This window comes from Mycobacterium sp. Aquia_213, assembly GCF_026625985.1.
Taxonomy (GTDB): Bacteria; Actinomycetota; Actinomycetes; order Mycobacteriales; family Mycobacteriaceae; genus Mycobacterium.
Window position 1 is genome coordinate 334,940 of record NZ_CP113116.1, and the last position, 21,307, is coordinate 356,246.

Genomic DNA, 21,307 nt, shown 5'->3' on the forward strand with positions numbered 1-21,307 from the left:
TCAGCGCAGCGTCACCCTGGTGTGCAGGTACAGGCTGAGTTGTTCGCCGTACGCGCTCAGCGAATCGGGGGTCAGCATCTCCAGGTGCGTGCTGTCGACCGAGTACGTAGCGATCTCTCCGGCGACATACGGCCGCCAAAGCCGCTGCTGGGACCGGGCTGCCCGGCCGGTTCGCAGTCCTCGCCAGCGTGACTTTCCTCGCCCGTTGTCGTTTCTGCCGCGGGCCGCGGAGAAGATGACCATGTCGCCGTCGAACACACCTGGCACGTGGTCCAGCAGACGTCGCTGGTTTGTCTTGACGCTGTGCACCATGAACTCCAGTAGCTGCTGTGGTGGCAGCGGGAAATCGGCCCCGTGCTGATGCACTAGTTCCTCGGCCCGCCGGTAGCTCAGGGGCTCGGACTGCACGGGAACGTCGATCCGATTGGTCCGCAAGAGGTGTTCCAGGATGTGGCTTTCGTCCAGCGTCTGATTCTTTGCTGCAGCCCGGTTCGCGCTCAGTTTCGCGATGAACTTGCTGGCGCTGAACACCGGGTCGACCAGTACCAGACTCTGCACCACCCGACCGCGTCGCTGCAGTTCGATCGCGATTTCATGGGCGACGACGCCGCCGAAAGACCAGCCGAGGAGCCGGTAGGGCCCGTCGGGATAGCGGGCTTGGATGCGATCTGCGTAGTTTGCCGCCATATCGCGAATCGAGACAGGCTCGGCTTCGCCCTCGTCCGGGATCTGGTTGATCCCGATGATCGGGCAATCCACGTATTCGCCCAGCGCCCGATACGACCAGCTCAGTCCGAGGCCGTCGTGAATGCAGCACAGCGGAGCGCCGGTGCCCTCCTGGAAGACCTCAACGGGGACCACTTCCGAGGCACTGTCCTGCGTGCCCAGCTGCTCGCTCAGATTTCTGACCGACGGGGCATAGAACATGGTGCGCACCGGAAGATGAACATTGAGGGCCGCGTTGAGCGCGGCGATCACCCGCATCGCCGAAAGCGAATCGCCACCGAGGTCGAAGAACGAGTCGTCGACCCCGACCCGCTCGATCCCCAGCACCTGCGCGTAGATACCGGCGATGACCTGCTCGGTCTCGGTCTGCGGGGCCTGGAATGGCGTGGCGGCGAACACCGGTGCCGGCAGCGCCTTGCTGTCGATCTTGCCCGACGAGGTCAGGGGGAACTCCTCGAGCACCACAATCTGCGCCGGCACCATGTACTCCGGCAACCGCGCGCTCAACCGCTGGCGCACCGCGCTGATCTCCATGTTGGTGTTGGGGTTGTTGGCGTGGGCGCTGCGTGGGTGAGTCTCGGCGCGGGGCACATAGAGGTCGGTCAGCGGGGCGCCGCCGGAGATGAGGAAAACGGCGTCGAGGGTGCCGGGCTCGGTGCCCCAGGTGACCGCGACCTGGTACCCGGCGTTTTCGCCGAGGCGGTGCAGCTGTTCGGGAGTGACGTTGTCGGGGGCGGTCGCGGGCGGGATCAGCGCGTCGGCCAGCGCTAGCCCGTCAGCGAGGGCGTGTTCGATGCGGACGTCGCCGACCAGCCCGGCGCGCGGGATCTCGGCGACGCGCACCGCCGCGGGACGTTGCGAGGCCAGGCGGGCGTGCAGGCCGAGCAGGCCCGCGCATTCGGTCCACGTCCAGATGGGTGCGGTGGCCACCGAACGCACCGGGACGGGGGTCTTGCGGATGACGACGTCATAGCGGTACCGGTTGAGTTCGTTGTCGGCCAGCCCGCGTTTGACTTGGATGTCGAGTCCGGCCGCGGACGCGCTGCCAGCCGCCCAGGTGGTGAAAAAGTCTGGTGCCAGGAGCAATTCGGGTTCACTGACCACGGCGCGGTGCACCCGCTGGCGGATCTCTGCGGCGTCGGCGGTAGTGGTACGCGCGAGCGCGACCCCGGTTTGGAAGGCGTCCTGCAGGGTGTGGTTACGGATGTCGCCGAGGAACAGTGCGCCGCCCGGGGCGAGGAGGTCGATGGCGCTGTCGATCAGGTCGGCCAGGTATCCCGCGTTCGGGAAGTACTGGACGACCGAGTTGACGATGATGGTGTCGAAGTAGCCCTGCGGCAATCCCTCGGTGACGTGGGCGGGCCGGGCCAGCAGCTGCACCCGATCACGCCACGGGATCTGCAACCGCTCCAGCGAACGCGCGAGGTTGTCGATGGCCACCGCCGACATGTCCGTGGCGACGTAGCGCTCACACTGCGGGGCGATCTGCGACAGCAGCAGCCCGGAACCGGCACCGATCTCCAAAACTCGCCTGGGCCGCAGGCCCATGATCCGATGCACCGTGGCCGCACGCCACTCGAACATCTCCTCGAGCGGAATCGGTTCTCCGGTGTAGCTGCTGTTCCAACCCCGGAAATCCATGCCGAATTGCGGCACCGCGTCCGGCCCGTCGTACAGGTCGTCGTACACGTCTTGCCACTGCCCGACGATTTCGGCGTCATGGTCGGCGGTGCTGGTGCGCCGCAGGGTGATGTATGCGACGAGGTTTTCGCCGGCATTGCCGTGGTGCACGGTGGTGACGGCCTGGGTGACTTGCGGGCAGGCCAGCAGGGCGCTTTCGATTTCGCCGAGTTCGATGCGATAGCCGCGGATCTTGACCTGCTCGTCGGCGCGCCCGACATAGCGCAGCTGCCCGTCGGCACCCCAGGACACCAGATCCCCGGTGCGGTACATCCGTGTTCCCGGCGCACCGAATGGGCACGCCAGGAACCGCGACGCGGTCAAGTCCGGCCGGCGCACGTATCCGTCCGCCAGCCCGGCGCCGGCCACGTACAGCTCACCGACCACCCCGGGCGGCACCCGGCGCAACCACTTGTCCAGCACGAAGAACGCCAGATGCGCCAGCGGGCCGCCAATGGGGCTGACAGTGCTCTCGAAGTCGCCGTCGCCCAGCTCCCGGAACGAGGCGTGCACCGTCGTCTCGGTGATGCCGTACATGTTGATCAGCCGTGGCGACCCCGGATGACGTTGCAGCCAAGTCCGAAGACGTTGTGGCTCAAGGGCTTCGCCACCGAAGACCACGGTCTGTAGCTGCAGTTGTTGGGCGAGCTCGGGTGAGAGCGTATCGGCAGTTTGCAGCGCATAAAACGCCGTCGGGGTTCGGCTCAGCACGCCAACGTGTTCGGCAACCAGTAGCGCGTGGAAGTCTTCGGGCGATCGGGCCACCGATTCGGGCACCACCACCAACCGCCCGCCGTGCAGCAGCGCGCCCCAGATCTCCCACACCGAGAAGTCGAACGCCAGCGAATGGCATTGTGTCCACACCTGTTTCAGCTCCACCTCGCTCTGCAGCGAGTGCAGCAGTCCCGTGACGTTGCGGTGCGCGACGGCCACACCCTTGGGAGTTCCGGTGGTGCCCGACGTGTAGATGATGTAGGCGGTGTCATCGGGGGCCGGCACCGGTAGCGGGCTGCACGGGTGGCCGGAGATGCGGGGGTCGTCGACGGATACGACCGCCAGGTTGTACCCATCGAGCCGGTCGGCCAGCGTGGCGGTGGTGATCGCCGCGACCGGCTTGGCGTCGGCAACCATGAATCCGATCCGGGCGTCGGGGTGGGCCGGGTCGATCGCCAGGTAGGCCGCGCCGGTTTTCAGCACCGCCAGTATCGCGATGATCGCCTCGGCGGAACGGGTAAACAGCAGGGCCACGGCCTGTCCCGGCCCCGCCCCGTGCGCGGTCAACAGATGCGCCAGCCGGTTCGCGTCCTCGTCGAGTTCCCGATAGGTCATCGACAGCCCCGCGAAGGTCACGGCCAGCGCCCCCGGCGTCCGTGCGACCTGTTCGGCCCACCGCACCGGAATCGACGCGGCTGGCAATGCGGGCAGGTTCAACACCGCCCGGTTGCCCCAATTGTCCAGGCGCGCATACTCGTCGGCCTCGAGGAGATCCGCCGAGGACAGTCGCCGGGTGGGGTCGGTGGTGATGGCCACCAATACCCGTTGCAGCCGCTCGATCAACGCGCTGATGGTGGACGCGTCGAACACGTCGGTGCGATATTCGACCGTCCCGCCGATCCCGGTGGGCTCACCGGCGTCGTCCCAGTGTTCGGCGAGGTGGAACACCAAATCCATTCGGGCGGTTTGGGTGTCCATCGGCAGTTGGGTAACGTGCAGATCATCCAACGCCAATCCGGTGTCGGGATTGACCCGGTGTCCCGGGGCGCTCTGCCAGGCCAGCATCACCTGGATCAGCGGGTGATGGGTTAGGGAGCGGGTGGGATTGATCCGCTCCACCAGGACTTCGAACGGCACGTCTTGGTGTTCGTAGGCGGCCAGGCTGCGGCGACGGACCTGGGCCAGCAGCTCGGTGAAGGTGGGATCCCCGGCCACCTCGACACGCAGCACCAACGTGTTGACGAAGAAGCCGACCAGCTCGTCGAGTGCGGGATCACGCCGCCCGGCGATCGGGAAGCCCACCGCGACATCGGAACTCGCGCCGACCGCCGAGAGCAGCGTCGCCAGGGCGGCCTGGATCACCATGAAGCTGGTCGCGTTGTGCTCGCGGGCGATCGCACGGATTCGCTGTTGCAACTCGGCCGGCCACTGCAGCGCCACGTTGGCGCCGCGGTAGTCGGCGACCAGCGGGTAGGGTCGATCCGTGGGCAGCTGCAACTGCTCGGGCATTCCAGCCAGCGCGTGCTCCCAGTAGGCCAGCTGAGCGGCAATCGGGCTGTCGGCATCGGCGAGATCGCCGAATTGTTTGCGCTGCCAAAGCGTGTAGTCGACGTACTGCACCGCCAACGGCGCCTGTTGCGGGTCCCGGCGCTGCCGCCGAGTCCGGTAGGCCTCGCTGATATCCCTGGCCATCGGGGCCAGCGACCAACCGTCAAAAGCAATGTGGTGCACCACAATCCCGATGTAATGCTCCTCCGGTGTCACCGAGTAGATCTGCGCACGAATCGGGATCTCGGCCGACAGGTCAAACCGGTACTTCGCCAATGCCACCATTTCGGAGACCATGTGGTGTCGCGCCAGCGGTACCACCGCGTCGCGGCCGCGCCGCCACAGTCCGGGCGCGGCAGGTAGCACCTCCTGGTATGGCACGCCGTCGATCTCGACGAAGATGGTGCGCAGCGATTCATGGCGGGCGATGACGTCGTCGAGGGCCGCGTCCAGTGCCTCGATGTCCAGTGCCCCGTTGATCCGGAACGCGGTCGGCATGTTGTAGGTTGCGACCCCGCCCTCGAACCGGTAGAGGAACCACAACCGGGATTGGGCGAACGACAGCGGAACCAGCGCCGGCCGCGGGCCGGCGATCAGCGGCTTACGCCGGCCGGATCGGTCGGTGCCGATGCGGGGCGCCAGCGCGGCGATGGTGGGTGCGTCGAACAAGGTGTGTACTTCGAGGTCGGCGTCGAGGGCGGCGTTGATCGCGGTGATCAGGCGCATCGCCGAGAGCGAGTCGCCGCCGAGGTCGAAGAAGGAGTCGTCGGTGCCGACGTGCTCGAGTCCCAGGACCTGGGTGTAGATGCCGGCCAGTATTTCTTCTTTCGCGTTGGCGGGGGCGCGGTAGCTGCTGGCGGCGTGGTAGTCCGGCGTGGGTAAGGCGCGGATGTCGAGTTTGCCGTTTGTCGTCAGCGGCAAGGTTTCGAGTACAACGATGGCGGCGGGGATCATGTAGGTGGGGAGTTTGTCGGCCAACGCATTTCGTAGCGCCGCCGGGTCGACGGCTCCGGTGACATACCCGATCACCCGGGTGGTGCCGGGCGCGTCCTCGCGGGTGATGGCGACGGCTTGTTCGACGCCGTCGAAACTGGCCAGAGCCGTTTGGATTTCACCGAGTTCGATGCGGTAGCCCCGGATCTTGACCTGCTCGTCGGCGCGTCCGACGTAGTCCAGCTGCCCATCGGGATGCCAGCGCACCAGGTCACCGGTGCGATACATCTGAGCGCCGCGTTCGCCGAACGGACAGGCCACAAATCGCGATGCCGTCAACTCCGGCCGGCGCAGGTATCCGCATGCCACGCCGTCTCCGGCGACATACAACTCGCCGACCACCCCGATGGGGACCGGGCGTAGCCAGTCGTCGAGCACGAAAAGTGCCGCGGTCGAAACCGGACCGCCGATGGGCGCCGCACCCGACCCCGCGCTGAGCGGCGCGCTCATCGAGGCATAGACCGTGACTTCGGTGGGGCCGTAGGCGTTGATCACCACGCGGCCGTCCGCCCACTGATCCACGACATCGGCGGGGCAGGCCTCCCCGCCCAGCAGCACCGCGACAGAATCCAATTGGCTCGGTGTCAATGCCGCTGCAGCCGAGGGTGTTTGGGTCAGGACGGTGACGCCTTCGCTGATCAGCAGTCGGTGGAAGTCGTCGGGTGAGGCGGTCACCGACTCCGGTACCACGACGAGTCGCCCACCACCGAGCAGGGCGGCCCAGATCTCCCACACCGAGAAGTCGAAGCCGTAGGAGTGACATTGCGTCCACACCTGTGCCAGCGGCAGGTGTGCGGGTGTCGAGCTGGCCAGGTGGGCCAGGTTGCGATGGGTGACCGCAACACCTTTGGGGACACCGGTGGTGCCCGAGGTGTAAATAAGGTACGCGATATCGCCGGGCGACGGGGGCGACGGAGGGGTGGCGGGCTGGGTGCCGACGACGGGGTCATTGACGTCGACAATCCGTAGGTCGTATCCGTCCAGTCGCGGGCGCAGCTCGTCGACGGTCAGTGCGGCGATCGGTGCCGCGTCGGCGAGCATGAACCCGATCCGCGCGTCGGGCAGCGCCGGGTCGATCGCCAGATAGGCCGCCCCCGTCTTCAGCACCGCCAGCATTGCGATGATGGCCTGGGGTGAGCGCGAAAACAGCAGCGCCACAGTCTGTCCCGGACCTGCCCCGTGGCCGGCGAGCAGGTGCGCTAACCGGTTGGCGGCCTCATCCAGCTCGCGATAGGTGTGCGGGCTGCCCTGGAAGCTCAGCGCCACCGCGTCCGGGTCGCGTTGCACATGCTCGGCGAACAACTCCGGGATCGACACCGGCGCGGGCGCGCGCCGGGCCAACGTCGCCCGGTTGCCCACCTCATCCATCAGAGTCTGCTCGTCGGCATCCAGAAGTTGAATCGACGACAACCTGCGGGTGGGCTCGGTGGTCATGGCCCGCAGCACGTCGTGCAGCTGCAGGATGAGTGTGTCGATGCTGTCTGCGGCGAAGATGTCGGTGTTGTATTCGACCCGCAGGCCGAGTTCGTTGCCGGGCATGGCTTGCAGCGTCAGGGGGTAGTGGTTGTATTCACGAGCCGTCATCTCGGTGATCGCCAGCCCGTCGATGCCGGCCAGGTTGGCGGCATCGACGGGGTAGTTCTCGAACACGAATAGCGTGTCGAAGAGTTGGTCGTGGCCCGTGACGCGGTGGATCTCGGATAGCGCCAGGTGCTGATGCTCGAGGGTGTGGTTGTTGGCGCGGTGCAATTGGTCGAGCAGGTCGGCGGTCGTGGTCAGCGGCGTGCAGTTGGCCCGTACCGGGACGGTGTTGATCAGCAGGCCCACCATCGAGTCGGCGCCAGGGAGCTCGATGGGACGGCCGGAGACCGCGGTGCCGAAGGCGACGTCGTGCTGTCCGGTCAGCCACATCAGTAACTGCGCCCAGCCGACCTGCAACACCGTATTGAGGGTGGTGTGATGTGCGCGAGCCAGCTCGCTCAGCGACTGGGTCATCTTTTCGCTGACTCGAGACGTCTGTACGCCGCGACGCCCCAACCCGATTCGCGCCGGTGGGCCGACCAGGGTGGGAATCTCGAAGTCCGCGAACGCCTCTCGCCATGCCGCCTGCGCGGCATCGACGTCCCGTTCGGCCAGCCAGGACACGAACCGGCGGTAGGGCGTCGGTGCGGGGAGTCGGTGACCGAAATAGCTGGCGAAGATCTCTTGCGCCAGGATCGGCAGCGACCAGCCATCGAGCACGATGTGGTGATTGGTGAGCACCAGGCGATGGCGGTCTTTGCCGGTGTGGATCAAGGCGACCCGGAATGCCGGTGGTTCAGCCAGATCGCAGACCGCGGCACGTTCGGCGGCGGACACCCGCTCGACCGACGCCGCGTCCTCACCGAGCTCGAGGTATTGCCACGCCGGGACCGGATCGGCCGGGATGACCTGGATCGGTTCGTCGAATTGGCGGCAGAACCGGGCGGCCAGGTTGGGGTGCCTGCCGACCACGGCGTGTACGGCCCGGTGCAGCCGGTCGGCGTCCAGCGGGCCAGTGATGGTGATGCCCAGCTGCATCGCGTAGACATCGTCGGTGTTGCCGTGGCTTGTGTTGGCGTGGAACAGCAGTCCCTGCTGCAGCGGGGTGAGCGGCAATATGTCGGCGGTGCGGTCTCGTTGGCACAGCTCGTCGATCTGCTGCTGGCTAAGGCGCGCCGGGGCGATATCGGACGGGGTCAGTCCACCTCCGCCGCGTTGGACGTGAGCGCAGATGCCGGCCAGGGCGTCGAACCACAGTTGACTGAGCCGGCTGATCTGCGGTCCATCGATTGTCGAGGGCGCCCAGGTCCAAGTGGCGTTCAGGCGTGGGCCGGCGTCGGTGTCGAGCGTGCTGGCATTGAGTTCGACGGTGTGCCCCAACGGCATTGGAATGGCGGAGGATGCCGCGGCCATCGACAGACCGTCCTGGCTGATCTGCCACAGGTCGTCGGAGAGCTCGGCCGCGCCGCCGAGCCGTCCGAGATAGTTAAACCCGATCGCCGGGTCGGCCCCGGTCAGGTCCGGCTCGGGGTTGAGGTAGCGCAGCAGTCCGTAGGTGAGGCCGTCGGGCAGGGCGCGCAGTTGTTCCTTGGCCTTCTTGACCAGCGCACCCAGCGCCGACTCGCCGGCCAGCACCTGTGCCCAGTTCAGCCCGCCAACACCCAGTGCCACAGGGTATTTCGTGGTGAACCAGCCCACCGTGCGCGACAGGTCCACATCGCCGGCCAGCTCCTCGTGGCGGCCGTGGCCTTCGACGTCGATGCAGATCGGCTCACCGCCGGTGTTCAAAAACTCCGCCCAGGCCAATCCGAACGCGATCAACAGAATGTCCTGCACGCCAGCGTGAAACGCCGCGGGTACCTCTCCGAGCAGCATTCGGGTGGTCTCGGCGTCCAGCTCCACCGACATCTGACCGGCGCTGGCATAGGTGTCGAGTTCGGGGTGGGGCGCGGGCAGTGCGGCCGGAACCGCCATCACTCGTGTCCAGGTGGCAGCGTGCTCGACGACGTCGGCGGCGCGGGCGTGTTCGGCCAGCAACGACGACCACCGGGCGAACGATGTTCCGCCCGCGGGTAGCGCGACCGGCTGCCCGTTGTGCAGCTGACCCCAGGCGATATTGATGTCCTCCAACAGGATTCGCCATGACACCGCATCGACGGCCAGGTGGTGGATGATCAGCATTAGCTGACCGGTGGAGGTAGCCCACACCGCGCTCAGCATCGTCCCGGTAGCCGGGTTCAACCGCGCTCGTGCCTCGGCCAGCGCCTCTTCGGACAGTTCGTCCACGGTGTTCAGGCACGCGCGGCCGTCCACCGTGCCGACCTCGGGTACCTCTAGCGACCCGTCGTTGTCGACGCGCAGCCGCAACATGGCGTGCCGGTCCAGCAACGCCTGGAGAATCACCAGCACCGCGTCCTCGGTCACCGCGGCGGGTGCCTGCAGCACCATTGCCTGGTTGAAATCCTCGACCGGACCGTCGATGTCGAGCAGCCAGCGCATGATCGGGGTGGCCACCGCGGGTCCGATGCCTTCATCGGCTATCGCGCCTTCGCTCGCCACATTGGCGACCTGTGCCAGCCGGGCCACGGTCTGCTCGACGAAAATGTCACGCGGACGGCACAACACACCGGCCGCCCGGGCCCGCGCGACCACTTGCATCGACAAAATGCTGTCTCCGCCCAGATCGAAGAAGGAGTCGTCGACTCCGACCCGCTCGACGCCGAGGACTTGTGCGTAGATGGTGGCCAGGATTTCCTCGGTCGCCGAGCCCGGGGCGCGGTAGCGATCGACATCGCGGAATTCCGGTGCGGGCAAAGCACGGGTGTCGAGTTTCCCGTTGACCGTCAGCGGCAGCGCGTCGATCAGCACCACCGCCGACGGCACCATGTAAGGAGGAAGCCGGTCGGCCAGCGCCGCGCGCACCCGAGCGGGGTCGGCGGTGCCGGTGATGTAACCGACCAAGCGGACAGTGCCCGGGCGGTCCTCGCGGGTGACCACCACCGCCTGATCGACGCCGTCCAAACCGGCTAGGGCGGTGCGGATTTCGCCGAGCTCGATACGGTAACCGCGAATTTTGACCTGCTCGTCGGCGCGCCCGACGTAGTCCAGCTGTCCGTCAGCCCGCCAGCGCACCAGGTCTCCAGTGCGATACATCCGCGATCCGGGCCCGCCGAAGGGACAGGCGATGAATCGTGACGCCGTCAGCTCGGCTCGCCCGAGGTATCCGCACGCCACCCCGTCACCGGCGATATACAACTCGCCGACCACGCCGATGGGCACCGGGCGCAACCAACCGTCGAGGACAAACAGTGCCGCCGTCGACACCGGCGCACCGATCGGCACCACGGCCGTGCGCGGCGTCAACGGCGCGCTCATCGACGCATACACGGTGGCCTCGCTGGGGCCGTAGGCGTTGATCACCACACGACCGTGCGCCCATTGCTCGACAACCTCGGCCGGGCAGGGCTCGCCGCCGAGCAGCAACGCCGTCGACCCCAACTGCTGTGGTGCCAATGCCACTACCGCAGAAGGGGTTTGGGTCAGCACGTTAACCCGTTCGCTAACCAGCAGGGCGTGGAAGTCGTCCGGTGAGGTCGTCACCGCCTCGGGCACCACCACCAGCCGAGCACCGCCGAGCAGGGCGGCCCAGATCTCCCACACCGAGAAGTCGAACGCATACGAGTGGCACTGCGTCCACACCTGTGCGGCCGGCAGCTCTCGGGGCGTCGACTCCGCCAAGTGCGCCAGGTTGCGGTGCGTGACCGCTACCCCCTTCGGAGTGCCGGTGGTGCCCGAGGTGTACACGAGATAGGCGATCTCGTCGGCCGACGGCGCCGGCAGTGCGGTGCCGGGCTGGAGTTCGACGGCGGGGTCGTCGCTGGTGATCACTGCAAGGTCGTGCCCGTCCAGCCGGGGGAGCAGCTGCCGGGAGGCGATCGCCGCGGTCGGCGCCGCGTCGGTGAGCACGAAACCGATCCGTGCGTCGGGCAGCGCGGGGTCGATCGCCAGGTAAGCCGCGCCCGTCTTGAGCACCCCCAGCATCGCGACGATCGCCTCGGCCGACCGCTCCATCACGAGTGCCACACACTGTCCCGCCCGCACACCGTTCGCAGTCAGCAAGTGCGCCAACCGGTTCGAGGCCTCATCGAGGCCGCGGTACGTCACTGAGCGGCCTTCGAAGGTGATCGCCACTGCCTCGGGCGCCCGGGTCACATGTTCGGCGAACAGCGCCGGGACCGACTTCGCCGCCGCTGCGGGCCGGGTCAATGCCGCACGATTCCCGATCTCGTCGAGGCGGGCGCGCTCGCCCGCGTCCAACAATCGGATCGAGGAGAACCGCCGCGCGGGGTTGGCGGTGATTGCTTCCAGCACCCGCTGGAACCGCTGGACCAGGGTGTGGATGGCGGCGGCGTCGAACACGTCGGTCCGATATTCCACCGTCCCGGAGATCCCGGCGGGCTCACCGGCGCGAGTCCAACGTTCGACCAGAGAAAACGCTAAATCTGTTCGAGCGGTGTGAGTTTCAATCGGCAGGGGGGTGGCCTGCACATCGCCCAATGCCAGCGCGGAGGCGGGGTCGTCACCGTACACGTTCTGCCAGCCCAGCATCACTTGGACCAGCGGGTGATGGGTGAGGCTCCGGGTGGGGTTGAGGCGTTCGACGAGGACTTCGAAGGGTACGTCCTGGTGTTCGTAGGCGGCGAGACTGCGCTGCCGGACCTGGGCCAGCAGCTCGCTGACGGTCGGATCGCCGTCGACCTCCACGCGCAGCACCAGGGTGTTGACGAAGAACCCCACCAGCTCATCGAGGGCCGCGTCGCGGCGCCCGGCGATCGGGAAGCCCACGGCCACATCGGAACTCGCGCTCACCGCCGAGAGTAGTACGGCCAGGGCGGCTTGGACCACCATGAAACTGGTCGCGTTGTGGTCGCGGGCCAGCCCGCGCACCCGCTGCTGCAATTCGGCCGGCCACTCGATGTCTACCGTGGCGCCACGCTGATCGGCCACCGGCGGATAGGGCCGATCGGTGGGAAGTGTCAGGCGCTCGGGCATTCCGGCCAGGGCGCCCTCCCAGTAGGACAACTGGGCGGCGATCGGGCTGTCGGCATCGTCAAGGCGACCGAATTGTGTGTGCTGCCAGAGCGTGTAATCGGGGTATTGCACCGGCAATTGCGTCCAGCGCGGTGCTTCTTCCGCACACCGCGCGGCATACGCCGCGCCCAGATCACGTACCAGCGGAGCGACCGAGGAGCCGTCCGCAACGATGTGGTGTACCACGCCCACCAGGACATGCTCATCCTTGGTGAGTCGGAAAAGAGTGGCCCGTAGGGGAATTTCGCTCGTCAGATCGAATGTGTAGCGCGTCGCGGCCGCGATCGCCGCGTCCAGTTTCGCCTCAGCCCAGTGCCTGGAATCGACTACCTGCCAATCGAACTCGGCTTGCTCGGCGGCCACCACCACTTGCTGCGGGACACCGTCCGGCGCCACGAACAGTGTCCGCAAACTCTCATGGCGGGTGACGACGTCGGTGAGCGCGGCGCCCAGTGCGTCGACGTCAAGGCGGCCGGACAACCGCAACGCGACCGCCATGTTGTAGACCGGGGACGGCCCCTGTAACTGATCCAGGAACCACAACCGGGATTGGGCAAAGGACAGCGGCAGCACCGCGGGCCGCTTCCCGGCCGCCAACGGCTCCAGCCACCCCCGGCCGGTGCCGATGCGCGGAGCCAACCGGGCGATCGTGGGAGCGTCGAACAGGGTGTGCACTTGCAGGCCCGCGTCGAGGCCGGAGTTGATCGTGGCGATCAAGCGCATCGCCAACAGGGAGTCGCCGCCGAGGTCGAAGAAGGAGTCGTCTACGCCGACCTGTTCGACGCCGAGGACTTGCGCGTAGATGCCGGCGAGGATTTCCTCGATGGCGGTGGCCGGGGCGCGGTAATCCCCGCCGATGCCTTGGTATTCGGGTGCGGGTAGGGCGCGAGTGTCGAGTTTGCCGTTGGGTGTCAGCGGGAGTGCCTCGAGAGAGACCAACGCGGCCGGCACCATATAGGACGGCAGGCGCTCGACCAACGCGCTGCGCAGTGCGGCCGTGTCGGCGGATCCGGTGATGTAGCCGACGAGCCGTTTGGCGCCGGGGCGGTCTTCGCGCGCGATGACGACCGCTTGCTCGACGCCATCGAGATCGGCGAGGGTCGTTTGGATTTCGCCGAGTTCGATGCGATAGCCGCGGATCTTGACCTGGTCGTCGGCCCGGCCCAGGTAGTCGAGTTGCCCGTCGTCGCGCCAGCGCACCAGGTCGCCGGTGCGATACATCCGGGCACCGGGCTCACCGTAGGGGCAGGCGATGAATCGGGATGCGGTCAGCTCGCAGCGGCCGAGATACCCGCACGCGACTCCCGCGCCGGCCACATACAACTCGCCGAGCACACCGGGTGGTACCGGGCGTAGCCAGCCGTCGAGCACGAAGATGGCCGCGGTCGATACCGGCGCGCCGATCGGCACGACGGCGGTGCCCGGTGTCAGCGGCGCGCTCATCGAGGCGTACACGGTGGCTTCGGTCGGTCCGTAGGCGTTGATCACCACCCGGCCGGGTGCCCACTGGTCCACCACCTCGCCGGGGCAAGCCTCCCCACCCAGCAGCACCGCGACCGACTCCAGTCCCTGTGTCGCCAATGCGGCTGCGGCCGAGGGGGTCTGGGTCAGTACGTTGACGTGTTCGCGCACCAGCAGATCGTGGAAGTCCTGTGGTGCGCTGGTGACCGCCTCGGGTACCACCACCAGGCGTGCGCCTCCGAGCAGCGCGGCCCAAATCTCCCATACCGAGAAGTCGAAACCATAGGAGTGACACTGGGTCCACACCTGGGTCACCGGGAGCGCAGCGGGCGTCGATTCGGCTAGGTGAGCCAGGTTGCGATGAGTGACCGCAACGCCTTTGGGGACACCGGTGGTGCCGGAGGTGTAGATCAGGTATGCGATATCGTGCGGCGACGGTGTCGCTTCCGGTGGACCGGCGGGTTGGAGAGCCACGGCGGGGTCATTGATGTCGATGATGCTTAGGTCGTGCCCGCGCAGCTGCGGTCGCAGCTCCGCGGTGGTCAGTGCGGCGATCGGCTCGGCATCGGCGAGCATGAACGCGATGCGGGCGCCGGGGTGGGCCGGGTCGATCGCCAGATAGGCGGCTCCGGTTTTGAGCACCGCCAGCATTGCGACGATGGCCTCGGCCGAGCGCGAAAACAGCAGCGCCACCGACTGTCCCGGGCCGACGCCCTCACCGGCCAACAGATGAGCCACCCGGTTGGCGGCCTCGTCGAGCTCGCGGTAGGTGATCGAGCGACCGTCGGAGCTGATCGCCACCGCTTCGGGGGTGCGGGCGGCCCGCGCGGCGAACAGCTCCGGAACCGATTCGGCCCCCGCGGCGGGTCGCGTCAGCACCTCCCGGTTGCCGATCTCGTCGAGGTGGGTGTACTCGTCGTCGTCCAGCAGCCGGATCGAGGAAAGCCGTTGTGCGGCATCGGTAGTCATGGCCACCAGCACCCGTTGCAGCCGCCTGATCAGCGCCTCAACGGACTCTGCGTCGAAGATTTCGGTGTCGTATTCGACGCGTAAGCCGAGTTCGTCGCCGGGCATCGCCTGCAGCGTCAGTGGGTAGTGGTTGAATTCGCGGGCGCTCATCGCGGTGATGGCCAACCCGTCGGTGAGTACGGTGGACGTGTCGATCGGGTAGTTCTCGTAGACGAACAGGGTGTCGAACAGTTGGTCGTGGCCTGCGGCACGGTGGATTTCGGTGAGCGCCAGGTGCTGATGATCGAAGGTGCGGTTGTTGGCGCGGTGCAATTGGTCGAGCAAGTCGGTCGTCGTGGTGGACGCGGTGCTGGTGGCCCGGACCGGAACGGTATTGATCAGCAGGCCCACCATCGAATCGGACCCGGCCAGTTCGGCCGGGCGGCCCGAGACCGCGGTCCCGAAAGCGACATCGTGCTGGCCGGTCAACCACATCAGCACCTGCGCCCAGCCGGCCTGCAACACCGTGTTGACGGTGGTGTGGTGTGCACGGGCCAGCTCGCCCAGGGCGCGGGTCGTCTCTTCCGACATCGCCGAGCCGGCGACGCCGCGGCGCCCGAGTGTGACGCGGCCCGGCGGGCCCACCAGGGTGGGGGAGTCGAAGCCGGCCAACGCTTCACGCCAGGCCGCCTCCGCGGCATCGACGTCTCGGTCGGCGAGCCAGGCGACGAACCTCCGGTACGATCCGGCCGCGGGTAGGCGTTGCCCGTAGTAGCTGGCGAAGATCTCTTGCGCCAGGATCGGTAGTGACCAGCCGTCGAGCACGATGTGGTGATTCGTCAGCACGCATCGGTGCACGTCGTTGGCGGTGCGGATCAACGCCACCCGGAATGCCGGCGGTTCGGTCAGATCGCAGACCGCAACGCGTTCGGCGGCACAGACCTGCTGAATTCGCTCCTCGGAGTCCAGGTCGTAATACCGCCAGGGCACACCGGGATTGGCGAGCATGACCTGAACCGGCTCGTCGAATTGCCGGCAGAATCGGGCGGTCAGGTTGGGATGACGGTTGACAACGGTGCGCACCGCCCCGCGTAACCGGTCGGGGTCCAGCGGGCCGGTGATGGTGATGTCCAGCTGCATCGCGTACAGGTCGTCGGCGTTGCCGGTGGCGGTGCTGGCATGGAAGAGCAACCCTTGCTGCAGGGGGGTGAGCGGCAGGATGTCGGCCACCCGGTCGTCGCGGCACAGCTCGTCAATCTGCTGCTGGCTCAGGCGGGCCGGGACGATATCCGACGGCGTCAGTCCGCCTCCGCCACGGCGCACGTGGGCGCAGATCCCGGTCAATGCCTCGAACCACAACCCGCTCAGCAGGCTGACCTGTTCGCCATCGAGCACCGATGATGCCCATGTCCAGGTCGCTTGCAGGTGCGGGCCGGTGTCGGTGTCGATGGTGCCGGCGTTGAGTTCTATGGTGTGGCCCAACGGCATTGGGATCGCTGAGGCCCTGGCTGCCACCGATATGTCGTCCGGACTGACCCACCACAAGTCGTCGGACAGCTCGGCGGTACCGGCGCCGAGTCGTCCAAGGTAGTTGAACCCGATCGACGGGTCGGGTCCGGTCAGCTCCACTTCGGGGTTGAGGTAGCGCAGCAGTCCGTAGGTCAATCCGTCGGGCAGTGCGCACAGCTGCTCCTTGGCGTCCTTGACCGCCGCGCCCAGTGCGGACTCGCCGGCAACCACCTGCGCCCAGCTCAGATCGCCGATGCTCAGCGCCACCGGGTATTTCGTGGTGAACCATCCCACCGTGCGTGACAGGTCGACGTGGGCAGCCACTTCGTCGTGGCGGCCGTGACCCTCGACGTCGATAGCGACGGCCGAATCGGTGTCCAGGAACTCCGTCCAGGCCAACCCGAACGCGATCAGCAGAATGTCTTGTACACCAGCGTGAAACGCCGCGGGCACCTCGCCCAGCAGCATGCGGGTGGTCTCGGTGTCGAGCTCGGCCGTAAACCGCCCCGCACTGGCGTAGGTATCCAGCTCGGGCTGGGGTGCGGGCAGTGCGCTCGGTGTCGCCGCCACTCGCCGCCACGCGTCAGCGTACGGCAGCACGGCCGCCGAGCGGGCGTGCTCATCGAGCACCGACGCCCACCGGGCGAACGAGGTCCCCGACGGCGGCAGTGCTACCGGCTGCCCGCCCTGATACTGGGCCCACGCGATGTTGAGATCCTCCAACAGGATTCGCCACGACACCCCGTCCACGGCCAGATGGTGAACGATTAATACCAACTGGGACGTCGAGGTAACCCACAGCGCACTCACCATCGTCCCGCTGCCGGGGTTCAACCGCTGCCGCGCTCCGATCAGCGCCTCATCGGAGAACACTTCGACGGATTGAAGACAGCTTCGCGCGTCAACCGACCCGGCCTCGGGCACCTGCGGCGTCCATTCGGCATCGACACGCAGCCGCAGCATCGCGTGCCGATCCAGCAAGGCCTGCAATACGATTGCCACGCCGGCCTCGGTCACGCCGACGGGCGCCCGCACGACGACCGTTTGGTTGAACAGCTCGACCGCGCCGTCCACGTTCTGTAGCCACCGCATGATCGGGGTGGCCACCACCGCTCCGATGCCCTCGTCCTCGTCGACGGTTTCTCCGCTGACCACGCCGGCGACTCGGGCCAGCCGGGCTACGGTCTGCTCGACGAAAATGTCACGCGGACGGCACAACACACCGGCTGCCCGTGCTCGGGCAACCACTTGCATGGACAGGATGCTGTCGCCGCCCAGGTCGAAGAAGGAGTCGTCGATGCCGACGTGGCCGAGGCCAAGGACTTGGGCGTAGATGCCGGCCAGGATCTCTTCGATGGCGTCGGTGGGGGCGCGATAGTGATCGGCGTCGTGATAGTCGGGTGCGGGCAGTGCGCGAGTGTCGAGTTTTCCGTTGACGGTCAGCGGCAGCGCATCGAGGACGACGATCGACGACGGCACCATATAGCTGGGAAGCAGTTCGGCCAGTGCGGCGCGCAGCTCGGCCGGATCGGGCGTGCCGGTGACATAGGCGACAAGCCGGGTGGTGGCATGCTCGTCGCGGGTGATCACGACGGCTTGATCGACGCCGCCGAGGCCGGCGAGCGCCGTTTGAATTTCGCCGAGTTCGATTCGGTAGCCACGGATCTTGACTTGTTCGTCGGCCCGGCCGAGGTAATCGAGTTGTCCGTCGGCGCGCCAGCGCACCAGGTCGCCGGTGCGATACATCCGGGTGCCTGGTTCCCCATAGGGGCAGGCGATGAATCGCGACGCGGTCAAATCGGCCCGGCCGAGGTATCCGCAGGCCACCCCTGCGCCGGCGACGTATAACTCGCCGACCACCCCGGCAGGTACCGGGCGCAGCCAGGGGTCCAGGACGAACAGGGCCGCGGTGGCCACGGGCGTGCCGATGGGTGCGGCGCCCGATCCTGCTGCCAGCGGGCTGCTCATGGAGGCGTATACGGTGGCTTCGGTGGGGCCGTAGGCGTTGATGATCGTTCGGCCGGGCGCCCACTGGTCCACCACCTCGGCGGGGCAGGCCTCGCCGCCGAGGAGCAGCGATACCGACTCCAGGCCGTCTGTCGTCAATGCCGCTGCCGCCGAAGGGGTTTGAGTGAGCACATTGACTTGCTCGGCGACCAGCAGGGCGTGGAAGTCTTGCGGCGAGCTGGCCGTCTCCTCGGGGACGACGACCAGGCGGCCGCCGCCGAGCAGGGCGGCCCAGATCTCCCACACCGAGAAGTCAAAGCCGTAGGAGTGGCATTGCGTCCATACCTGCGTCACCGGCAGCTGGCTGGGTGTCGACACGGCCAGGTGGGCCAGGTTGCGGTGGGTAACGGCTACGCCTTTGGGGACGCCGGTGGTGCCCGAGGTGTAGATCAGGTACGCGATGCCGTCCGGCGACGGTGCCGGAAGTGGGCTCGCGGGTTGAAGATTGACGGCAGGGTCACCGACATCGATGACGGCAAGATCGTGCTCGCCCAGCCGCGGCCGCAGCTCCGCGGTGGTGATCGCGGCGATCGGGGCGGCATCGGTGAGCATGAACGCGATCCGCGCGTCGGGTTGGACCGGGTCGATCGGCAGATACGCCGCACCCGTCTTGAGCACCGCCAGCATCGCGATGATGGCCTCGGCCGACCGCGAAAATAGCAGTGCCACAACCTGTCCCGGGCGGGCACCCCGACCGGCCAGCAGATGGGCTAGCCGGTTGGCGGACTCATCGAGCTGGCGATAGGTCAGTGAACTCGCCTCGAACGTAATGGCTACCGCGTCCGGGGTGCGCCGCGCGTGCTCACCGAAGAACTCCGGCACCGACACAGCGACCGGCGCGGGCAGCGCCAACATCGCACGGTTGCTCAGGATGTCGAGCCGGGCGCGTTCGTCGACGTCCATCAGCTGTATCGAGGAAAGACGCCGCGTCGGATCGGATGTCAGGGCCGTCAGCACCCGCTGGAGCCGACCGATCAGGGACGCTATGTTGCCTTCGTCGAACACGTCGGTCCGATATTCCACTGTCCCGTAGATTCCGGCGGCCTCTCCGGACGCGGTGAAGCGTTCGGTCAGCGAGAACGACAGATCCATCCGCGCGGTATGGGTGTCGATCGGCAGCGCGGTGGCCTGCACGTCGCCCAGTGCCAGTGCGGCGGGCTGCGAGTTTTGCCAGCCCAACATCACCTGGATCAGCGGGTGATGGGACAAGCTTCGGGTGGGGTTGAGGCGTTCGACGAGAACCTCGAAGGGCACATCTTGGTGTTCGTAGGCGGCCAGGCTGCGCTGACGCACCTGGGTCAGCAGCTCGGCGACGGTGGGGTCGCCGGTCATGTCGACGCGCAGCACCAGGGTGTTGACAAAGAAACCCACCAGCTCGTCGAGCGCGGGATCGCGACGTCCGGCGATCGGGAATCCCACGGACACATCGGAACTCGCGCTGACCGCCGAAAGCAGCACCGCGAGGGCGGCCTGGGCCACCATGAAGCTGGTCGCATTGTGCTCGCGGGCTACCGCACGCACCCGCTGCTGCAACTCCGCCGGCCATTCCACGGGCACGGTGGCCCCGCGCTGATCGGCGACCGCCGGGTAAGGCCGATCGGTCGGAAGCGCGATACGCTCGGGCATCCCGGCCAGGGCATCGCGCCAGAACGCCAGTTGGGAACCGATCGGGCTGTCGGGATCGGCCAGGTCGCCGAACCGTGCGCGCTGCCAGATTGCGTAATCGGCGTACTGCACCGGCAATTCGGCCCATCTCGGCTCTTGCCCTCGGCTCCGGGCGGCATACGCCTCGCCGAGATCGCGGACCAGGGGGGCGATCGACCAGCCGTCGGCCGCGATGTGGTGCACCACACCCACCAGCACGTGTTCGTCGTTGCCGCGCCGGAAAAGTGTTGCCCGGAGCGGGAGTTCGGCAGCCAAGTCGAAGCGGTGACCCACTACGGCGTCGATGGCGTCATCGAAAAGAGCCGCGGACCATCCGCTGGAATCAACGATCCGCCAACCGAACTCGGCTCGATCGGCACCCACCACCACTTGCCGGGGTATGCCGTCGGGCGCCGCAAACCGGGTTCGCAGACTTTCGTGGCGCGCCACGACGTCGCCCAGCGCGGCGGCCAGCGCGTCGACATCGAGCCGGCCGGACAGCCGCAACGCGATCGCCATGTTGTAGACGGGCGATGGGCCCTGCAACTGATCTAGGAACCACAACCGAGATTGCGCAAACGACAACGGCACCAGCGCGGGCCGTTCGACCGCCACCAGCGGCTCACGATGGCTCGCCTCGGTACCGAGATGCGGTGCCAACTGGGCGACGGTGGGCGCGTCGAAGAGCGTGGCTACCTTCAGATCGGCGTTGAGATGCGTGTTGAGCGCGGCGATCACTCGCATCGCCGACAGCGAATCTCCGCCCAAGTCGAAGAAGGAGTCGTCGACTCCGACGCGCGCTACGTTCAGCACCTGGGCATAGATCCCGGCCAGGATCTCCTCGACGACGGTGGCCGGCGCGCGGTAGTGATCGTCATCGCGGTACTCCGGTGCCGGCAAAGCACGGGTGTCGAGCTTGCCGTTGACCGTCATCGGCAACGCGTCGACTGTCAGGACCGCGGACGGCACCATGTACAGCGGAAGCTGCTCGGCGAGCTGGGCACGGACCAGGGCCGGATCGGCGGTTCCGGTGATGTAGCCGACGAGGCGCCGGGCGCCCTGACGGTCTTCGCGGGCGATAACCGCGGCCTGCTCGACGCCCGCCAAACTGGCTAGGGCCGCCCGGATTTCGCCGAGTTCGATTCGGTAGCCGCGGATTTTCACTTGCTCATCGGCGCGCCCGACGTACTGCAGCTGCCCGTCGGCGCCCCATCGCACCAGGTCGCCGGTGCGGTACATTCTTTGTCCGGGGGAGCCGTCCCCCGCGAACGGACACGCCATGAAGCGCGACGCGGTCAGCCCGGCGCGACGCCAATACCCACATCCCACACCGCGGCCGGCCAGATACAGCTCGCCAACCACCCCGACGGGCACCGGGCGCAACCAGCCGTCGAGAACGAAGAACGCCGCGCCGGCGATCGGCGAACCGATAGGTACCACATCGGTTTTCGCGGTCAGAGGTGCA

The 21,307-nt window shown here is 67.3% G+C and carries 1 protein-coding gene (only partly in view); it reads right to left on the reverse strand.

Annotated features, from left to right (window positions below; genetic code table 11):
- Positions 1-21,307: the 3' portion of a non-ribosomal peptide synthase/polyketide synthase gene (locus LMQ14_RS01640; RefSeq protein WP_267733132.1), read on the reverse strand. The gene runs 9,869 nt beyond the window's last position; 21,307 of the gene's 31,176 nt are visible here — the last part of the coding sequence; the start codon falls outside the window, past its right edge; the stop codon is at positions 1-3.